Source organism: Acidovorax sp. SRB_14 (assembly GCF_012932145.1).
In the GTDB taxonomy this organism is placed as follows: domain Bacteria; phylum Pseudomonadota; class Gammaproteobacteria; order Burkholderiales; family Burkholderiaceae_C; genus Simplicispira.
This window is the reverse complement of record NZ_MWOK01000044.1, coordinates 1-7713: the sequence shown is the minus strand read 5'-3', so window position 1 is coordinate 7713 and position 7713 is coordinate 1. Positions and strand designations below refer to the sequence as shown.

Here is a 7713-nt window from a genome sequence, read left to right as displayed (position 1 = left end):
TGCGCCCGCGGCCCGTGGCCTGGGCACCGGGCGCTGCCGCGCCCGCCACCACCGCGCGTGCCAGCGGCGCGGGGGTGGGCGATGCCGGCGCCGCCATGTCCAACGCCATGGGGCGCTAGAGCCCATTGCAAGGCGCTGCCCCCATGCCCGTCTGGCCCGGATTCGAACTGCGCGTGGCGCTGCGCTTCCTGCGCGAGGGGCGCATGCAGACCGTGCTCATCATCGTCGGCGTGGCTGCGGGCGTGGCGGTGATCGCCTACATCTCGGCGCTGATCAGCGGCCTGCAGTCCAGCACCCTGACCAAGACGCTGGGCGCGCAGGCGCACCTCACGCTCCAGGCGCCCGACGACCGGGTCACGCCCGCCGCCGCGCCCGTGCCCGGCGCCACCGTGCTGACCGAAACGCAGCCGCGCGCCCAGCGCCTGCGCTCGGTCGCCAACTGGCAGGCGCTGGTGCCGCTGCTCGAAAAGCTGCCGAACGTGGCCGGCGTCTCGCCCATGGTCTCGGGCGCGGGGCTGGCGCTGCGCGGCGAGGCCGTGCAGTCGATCGCGCTGATGGGCGTGGACCTGGACCGCTACGACCGCGTCGTCGGCCTGCGCTCCAAGGTGGTCAGCGGCACGGCGCGGCTGGCGCCGGGCGAGGCCATCGTCGGGCGCGAGCTGGCGCAGGACCTGGGCGTGCGCGTGGGCGACCGCCTGACGGTGCAGACCGGCACCTCGAGCGAATCGCTGCGCGTGACGGCCCTGGTCGACCTGGGCGTGAAGGACCTCAACCGCCGCACCGTCATCGTGCCGCTGCGCGCCGCGCAGAACCTGCTGGCGCTGCCCGGCGGCGCCACCGAGCTCGACCTCACGCTGCACGACGTCTGGGCGGCGCAGCGCCTGGCCGCGGCGCTGCGCACGCAGTTCCCGGTCAAGGCCGAGAGCTGGCAGGAGAACAATGCGCAGCTGGTGTCGGCGCTCAACGCGCAGTCGGTCAGCACCGCCATCATCCGCGGCGTGGTGCTGGCCGTGGTGGTGCTGGGCATTGCCAGCGTGCTGGTGGTGACGGTGGTGCAAAAGCGCCGCGAGATCGGCATCCTGCGCGCCATGGGCGCCACGCGCGGCCAGGTGATGCGCCTGTTCCTGGTGCAGGGCGCGGTCGTCGGGGCGGTGGGCTCGGTGCTGGGCCTGCTGCTGGCGGTGGCGCTGATCGGGGTGTTCACGGGTTTTGTGCGCGGCTCCGACGGTCTGCCGCTGTTCCATATCCACCTGCCGCTGGACACTGCGCTGCGCGTGGCGCTGCTGGCCACGGTGTGCGGCGTGCTCGCCGCCATCGCGCCCGCGCGGCGCGCCGCCCAGCTCGACCCGGCGCAGGCCATCCGACTGTGAGCGCCGCCCCTGCCACCGCCCCCGCCGCGGGCGCCACCCCGGGCGCCGAGCTGATCGCGCTCGACGCGGTCAAGAAAAGCTACAACCTCGGCCAGCCGAGCGAGGCCGAGGTGCTGCACGGGCTCGACCTGCGCGTGCAGGCCGGCGAGTTCATTGCGCTGATGGGGCCCTCGGGCTCGGGCAAGAGCACGCTGCTCAACATCCTGGGCCTGCTCGAACCGATGACGTCCGGCAGCTACCGGCTGCAGGGCGCGCCGGTGCAGGGCCTCGATGACGCCGCGCTCACGCTGCGCCGGCGCCACACGCTGGGCTTCGTGTTCCAGTTTCACCACCTGCTGCCGGCGTTTTCGGCGCTGGAGAACGTCACGCTGCCGGCGCTGATGGGCGAGGGCCGTGTGAGCGCCGTGCAGCGCGAGCGCGCGCGCGGCCTGCTCGCTGCCGTGGGCCTGGCCCAGGCCATGGACAAGCGCCCCGGCCAGCTCTCGGGCGGCATGCAGCAGCGCGTGGCGATCGCGCGCGCGCTGGTCATGGAGCCGGCGCTGGTGCTGGCCGACGAGCCCACGGGCAACCTCGACACCGCGTCGTCGGCCGAGGTGTTTGCGCTGCTGCGCCGCATCCACGCCGAGCGCGGCACCGCGTTCGTCGTCGTCACGCACGACCCGCGCCTGGCCGCGCGCTGCGACCGGCTGGTCGAGCTGGTGGACGGCCGCATCGCGCGCGACGCGCCCATCACGCCCGGCGTCGAGCCGGTGCCCAGCGCGCTGCCGGCGCTGCGGCCGTGACCGCGCGCAGCAGGATCATCAAAAAAGTGAGCTGCAATCGCTTGCTGCATCAGCGTTTGTGGCCGATTTGACGGAAAACCCTGGCGCGGCCCGCGCGCCGCGGCTCACTGCCAGCCGAAGCGGCGGATGTACACGCGCTTGAGCACCGTGGTCAGCGTGGCGTAGCCCAGCAAGATCGCCACCAGCCAGCCAAAGTAGGGCAGCGGCAGCGCCTGCAGCTTGAAGTAGCCGGCCAGCGGACCCATGGGCAGGAAGATGCCCACCGCCATCACCGCCAGCGTCATGCCCAGCAGCGGCCAGGCGGCGCGGCTCTGCAGGAAAGGCAGCTTGGGCGTGCGGATCATGTGCACGATCAGCGTCTGCGTGAGCAGGCCGACGACGAACCAGCCCGACTGGAACAGCGTTTGCTGCGCCAGCGTCTGGGCCTGGAACACCCACCACATCAGCGCGAAGGTGAGCAGGTCGAACACCGAGCTGATCGGGCCGAAGAACACCATGAAGCGCCCCAGGTCCTGCGGGTTCCAGCGCAGCGGCTGGCGCACCAGCTCGTCATCGACGTTGTCGAACGGGATCGCGATCTGCGAGATGTCGTAGAGCAGGTTCTGCACCAGCAGCTGGATCGGCAGCATGGGCAGGAAGGGCAGGAACGCACTGGCCACCAGCACCGAGAACACGTTGCCGAAGTTCGAGCTGGCCGTCATGCGGATGTACTTGAGCATGTTGCTGAAGGTCTTGCGCCCTTCGACCACGCCCTCTTCGAGCACCATCAGGCTCTTTTCGAGCAGGATGATGTCGGCCGCCTCCTTGGCGATGTCGACCGCGCTGTCCACGCTGATGCCGATGTCGGCGGCGCGCAGCGCGGGCGCGTCGTTGATGCCGTCGCCCATGAAGCCGACGATGTGCCCATTGGCGCGCAGCGCGCGCACGATGCGCTCCTTGTGTAGCGGCGTGAGCTTGGCAAACAGGTTGTGCTGCTCCACCAGCCGGCGCAGGCCGGCCTCGTCGAGGTCTTCGATCTGCGCGCCCAGCACCACGCCGTCGATGGGCAGGCCGACGTCGCGGCAGATCTTGGCCGCCACTAGGTCGTTGTCGCCGGTCAGCACCTTCAAGGCCACGCCGTGCTCGGCCAGCGCCTGCAGCGCCGGGGCGCTCGATTCCTTGGGCGGGTCGAGGAAGGCGATGTAGCCGATCAGCGTGAGCGCCGCCTCGTCGGCCACGCTGTACACCGTTTTGTCCGGCGGCACCTCCTTGGCGGCCACGGCGACCACGCGCAGGCCCTCGTGGTTGAGCGCGGCGGTCACGGCCTGCACGCGCGCGAGCAGCGCGGCGTCGAGCGGCAGCACCTGCGCGCCGTCCTGGATCTGGCTGCAGGCGGCCAGCACCTCTTCGACCGCACCCTTACAGATCAGCTCGTGGTGGTCGTCGCGTTCGGACACCACCACCGACATGCGCCGGCGCTGGAAGTCGAACGGGATTTCATCGACCTTGCGGTAGTCCTGCGCCAGGCGCAGCTCGGTGCGCAGCTCCAGGTGGTCGAGCACGGCGCGGTCGAGCAGGTTCTTCAGCCCGGTCTGGTAGTGGCTGTTGAGGAAGGCGAACTTGAGCACCTCGTCCGAGGTGGCGCCAAACACATTCGTGTGGCGCTCGAGCACGATCTTGTCCTGCGTCAGCGTGCCGGTCTTGTCGGTGCACAGCACATCCATGGCGCCGAAGTTCTGGATCGCGTCGAGCCGCTTGACGACGACCTTCTTGCGCGACAGCAGCACGGCGCCCTTGGCCAGCGTCGAGGTCACGATCATCGGCAGCATCTCGGGCGTCAGGCCCACGGCCACCGAGAGCGCGAACAGGAAGGCCTCGGTCCAGTCGCCCTTGGTGTAGCCGTTGATGAGGAACACGATGGGAACCATGACGAGCGCAAAGCGGATCAGCAGCCAGCTGACGCTGTTCACGCCCGCCTGGAAGGCCGTGGGCGTGCGCTCGACCGCCGTGACGCGCGTGGCGATGGTGCCGAAATAGGTGCGGTTGCCCGTGGCCAGCACCAGCGCCGTGGCCGCGCCCGAGACCACGTTGGTGCCCATGAACAGCAGGTTGGCGGCGTCGAGCACGCTGTCGCTGGCGCCTTGGCGCACGGCGTGCTTTTCGACCGGCAGCGATTCGCCCGTCATGGCCGCCTGGCTGACGAACAGGTCCTTGGCCACCAGCACGCGGCAGTCGGCCGGGATCATGTCGCCGGCCGACAGCACGATCAGGTCGCCCGGCACGAGCTGGGCGATGGGCAGCTCCTGCTGCGCGCTGGTGCCGTCGTCGCTGCGGCGCAGCACCGTCGCCGTGTTGCTGACCAGGGCCTTGAGCCGCTCGGCCGCGCGGTGCGAGCGGCCCTCCTGCACAAAGCGCATCAGCGTGGACAGCACCACCATGCTGCCGATCACCACGGTGGCCTTGGCGTCGTGGGTGAGCCACGAGATGACGGCCAGCGCCGTCAGCAGCAGGTTGAACGGGTTCTGGTAACAATGCCACAGGTGCAGCCAGGCGGGCAGGGGTTTTTCGTGCTCGACCTCGTTGGGGCCGACCCGCGCGCGGATGGCGCCGGCCTCGGCCTCGGTCAGGCCGCCGTCGTGGCTGCCGGCGCGCGCCAGCACTGCGGCGGCGCCGTCTTCGCTGGCCTGGCGCAGCGCCTGCGACAGCGCCGGCGGCACCGGCACGGCGTGGCCGCGCGTGTCGAGCGACTCGAGCATCAGGCGCCGCCGGAAATGCCGCAGCGCACGGCGGCTGCGCAGGAACAGGGCGAAGCGGGCTTGGAAAAACGGCAGGGCCATGTGTGTGCCTTCCAGGGCTGGCGGGTGGCGCGGGAAGGTGCAATTCTCGGGCGCCGGGTGCGGCAACGGGGCAGCTCCTGGCCCCGGTGCCGGCTTTATTTTGCTATGGGTTGTGTAGCTGCAGGCGATTATTCAGCAAGGGTTTGATGCCATTTTTCATGTTTTTAAGGCCGCCGCAGCACGCGCTCATGCGTTGTGCAGCGTGTCCCCCTGGCGCGTGGCGGCGCCGCTGCGCACCAGCTCGGCGACCAGGCGCAGCAGCCACGGCCCTGGCGCCTCGTCGCCAAAGTGGCGCGCGTGCAGCAGGCCGAAATAGGGCGTGGCCGTGGTCCAGCCCTGCAGCTCGGCGAGCGAAATCTGCTGCCATTCGAGCAGCTTGTACTTGAGCAGCACCTTGGCCGCGTAGAGCGCGTGGCGGCGCGGCTCGCGCACGAAGCCGTCGAGGCGCCGGCGCGCCACTTCCAACGCGCGCGGCACGCCGTGGAACACCGGGCCGTGGCCGGGGATGACGGTGCGCGGCGCCAGGCGCTCGATCAGGTCGAGCGTGGCGCCGACCGCGGCAAACGCGTCCTCGCCTTCGAGTTCGGGGAAGACGACGCCAAAGCCGTTCTCCCACAGCGCGTCGGCCGAGATCAGGAGCGCGTCCTGCGGCTCGAACAGCACGACCGAATGCGGGTCGTGGCCCGGGGCGGCGTGCACCTGCCACGGGCGGTCGCCGAGCACGACTTCGGTGCCCGGCTGCAGCAGGCCGTCGAAGCGGAACCGCGGGCACTCCTGGCCGGTGGGCGCGTAGCTGAGCGCATACGGGTCCCAGTGGCGCACGTGCGCCGCCTGGCCCGGGGGAATCGCGGTCTGCGCGCCCGGCCACGCGGCCTGCAGCGCGGCGTTGCCGCCGCAGTGGTCGCTGTGCAGGTGGGTGTTGAGGATGCGCGCGAGCGGCCGCCCGCCCAGGGTCGCGTCCACCAGCGCCACGGTCTGCGCGGCGTGCGCGCAGTAGCCGGTATCGACCACGGCCGTGCCCGAGCGGGCGCCGGCAAAGACGATGCTGTTGGCCGACAGCCAACCGCGTTCCAAGATGGTGATTTCGGGCGCAAGCGCTTGTGCAGTCTGCGTCATCAGCGATTCATTCCATAGTAAGGGTCGGTCAGGCGGCCGTGCGCAGCTGGCGCCGCAGCACCTTGCCGACATTGCTCTTGGGCAGGTCGTCGCGGAACTCGATGTGCCGGGGGCGTTTGTAGCCCGTCAGGTGGTCGTGGCAGTGCCGCACCACCGCCTCCTCGGTCAGCGCCGGGTCGCTGCGCACCACGAACACCTTGATGGCCTCGCCCTGCGTGTCGTCGGCCACGCCGATCGCCGCGCATTCGAGCACGCCCGGGCACAGCGAGACCACGTTCTCGACCTCGCTCGGAAAGACGTTGAAGCCGCTGACCAGGATCATGTCCTTCTTGCGGTCGATGATGCGCGTGTAGCCCTGCGCGTCCATGCTGCCGATGTCGCCGGTGCGCAGAAAGCCGTCGGCGGTGAAGGCCTGGGCGTTTTCCTCGGGCTGGTTGTAGTAGCCGGGCGTGACGTTGGGGCCGCGGATGCAGATCTCACCCGATTCGCCCAGCGGCAGGCTCTGGCCGGCCTCGTCCTTGATGGCGATGTCGATGCCTGGCAGCGGCAGGCCGATGCTGCCGCTGAACGCGGGGTTGTTGACCGGGTTCTTGGTGCCGATGGCAGGTCTCGCTCATGCCCCAGCCCTCAAGCATGGTGCGGCCCGTCGCCTTCTGCCACTGGCGCGCCGTGCCTTCGGAGGCCGCCATGCCGCCGGCCTGCGCCAGGCACAGCGGCGAGAAGTCCAGCGCGCGGAACTGCGCGTTTTGCAGCAGCGCATTGAACAGCGTGTTGACGGCCGGCAGCGTATGGAAGGGGCGCTTCTTGAGCACGTCGACGAATTTCGGGATGTCGCGCGGGTTCGGGATCAGCGTCAGGTGCGAGCCCTGGCGGATCGTCAGCAGGCACAGCGTGAGCGCAAAGATATGGTAGAGCGGCAGCGCGGCGATGTTGTTGGCGCGCGTCGGGTCGCCCAGCCGGGCCAGCGCGGGCTGGAACCAGGCCTCGGCCTGCAGCGCCGCAGCAATGATGTTGCGGTGCGTCAGCACCGCGCCCTTGGACCGCCCGGTGGTGCCGCCCGTGTACTGCAGGAAAGCGGTCGAATCGAGCGTGGCCTGGCTCGGCGCGAGCGTGCGGCGTGCCTTCGAGGTAGTTCTTCAGCCAGATCTTGTCCATGCGGTGTCCTGGGTTTCTGGAAGGGAGCGTGCCGCCTTGGCACGGGGCGGCGGGTGCGATTGTTGGACCGCGCGGCGCCGGCTGGCTAGGGGGCTTGTCCCGGGGGAGCGCTCCGGAGCGTCCCGCAGGTGACAGGAACGGCCCTGCCGGCGCACGCAGAGACCGCCGCCGGCGCTCTGCACAGGCCCGCCGCCCGGGCGGCACAATGCGCGCATGCCGCTCCTGCCGCCTCCATGATCGCCCGCATCCAACAGCTCGGGGTCCTGGGCACCGCGCTGGCCGTGGCCGCGTGGCTGTTCTGGTGCCTGCCCGATTCGCCCGGGTGGGCGCTGGCCGGCGCCGTGCTGCTGGCCCTGGGCTGGACGCTGCCGCTGGGCCTGCAGTTCACGTGGATGGCGCGCGCCAACCGCCGCGATCCGGCGCCGCGCGCGGGCGCCGGCCAGGTGCTGCGCGCGGCCGGGGCCGAGGTGCTGG

General features: G+C 70.7%; 4 protein-coding genes and 2 pseudogenes. 3 read left to right on the top strand and 3 right to left on the bottom strand.

Going from position 1 to position 7713, the window contains the following annotated elements; all coding sequences use genetic code 11:
• Positions 1–143 precede the first annotated feature (143 nt).
• Both B2J86_RS17895 and B2J86_RS17890 read left to right on the top strand, forming a co-directional pair.
• Positions 144–1370, top strand: a complete 1227-nt coding sequence (locus B2J86_RS17895; protein WP_173026294.1) for an FtsX-like permease family protein — start codon at positions 144–146, stop codon at positions 1368–1370.
• Positions 1367–2152, top strand: coding sequence for an ABC transporter ATP-binding protein (locus B2J86_RS17890; RefSeq protein ID WP_173026293.1), 786 nt, complete (start codon positions 1367–1369; stop codon positions 2150–2152). The genes B2J86_RS17895 and B2J86_RS17890 overlap by 4 nt, the downstream gene beginning before the upstream one ends.
• Before the next feature lie 104 nt (positions 2153–2256).
• Here the strand turns inward: B2J86_RS17890 and mgtA are convergent, their stop codons facing one another.
• The 3 genes and pseudogenes from mgtA to B2J86_RS17875 form a co-directional block, all read right to left on the bottom strand.
• Positions 2257–4968, bottom strand: a complete 2712-nt coding sequence (gene mgtA, locus B2J86_RS17885; protein ID WP_173026292.1) for a magnesium-translocating P-type ATPase — start codon at positions 4966–4968, stop codon at positions 2257–2259.
• Between the two features lie 186 nt (positions 4969–5154).
• Positions 5155–6084 carry an MBL fold metallo-hydrolase gene (locus B2J86_RS17880; RefSeq protein WP_169637208.1) on the bottom strand — a complete coding sequence of 310 codons (930 nt, stop codon included), beginning with the start codon at positions 6082–6084 and terminating at the stop codon, positions 5155–5157.
• A gap of 28 nt (positions 6085–6112) precedes the next feature.
• Positions 6113–7202 (bottom strand): annotated as a pseudogene (locus B2J86_RS17875) (AMP-binding protein); the annotation flags it as partial.
• A gap of 270 nt (positions 7203–7472) precedes the next feature.
• On the opposite strand from B2J86_RS17875, the pseudogene B2J86_RS17870 reads away from it, so the two are divergent.
• Positions 7473–7713, top strand: a pseudogene (locus B2J86_RS17870) (permease); the annotation flags it as partial.

Bases quoted from the DNA above. Each gene is read 5' to 3' on its own strand.
- B2J86_RS17895 (WP_173026294.1), top strand. From the start codon at position 144: ATGCCCGTCTGGCCCGGATTCGAACTGCGCGTGGCGCTGCGCTTCCTG.
- mgtA (WP_173026292.1), bottom strand. From the start codon at position 4,968: ATGGCCCTGCCGTTTTTCCAAGCCCGCTTCGCCCTGTTCCTGCGCAGC.
- B2J86_RS17880 (WP_169637208.1), bottom strand. From the start codon at position 6,084: ATGACGCAGACTGCACAAGCGCTTGCGCCCGAAATCACCATCTTGGAA.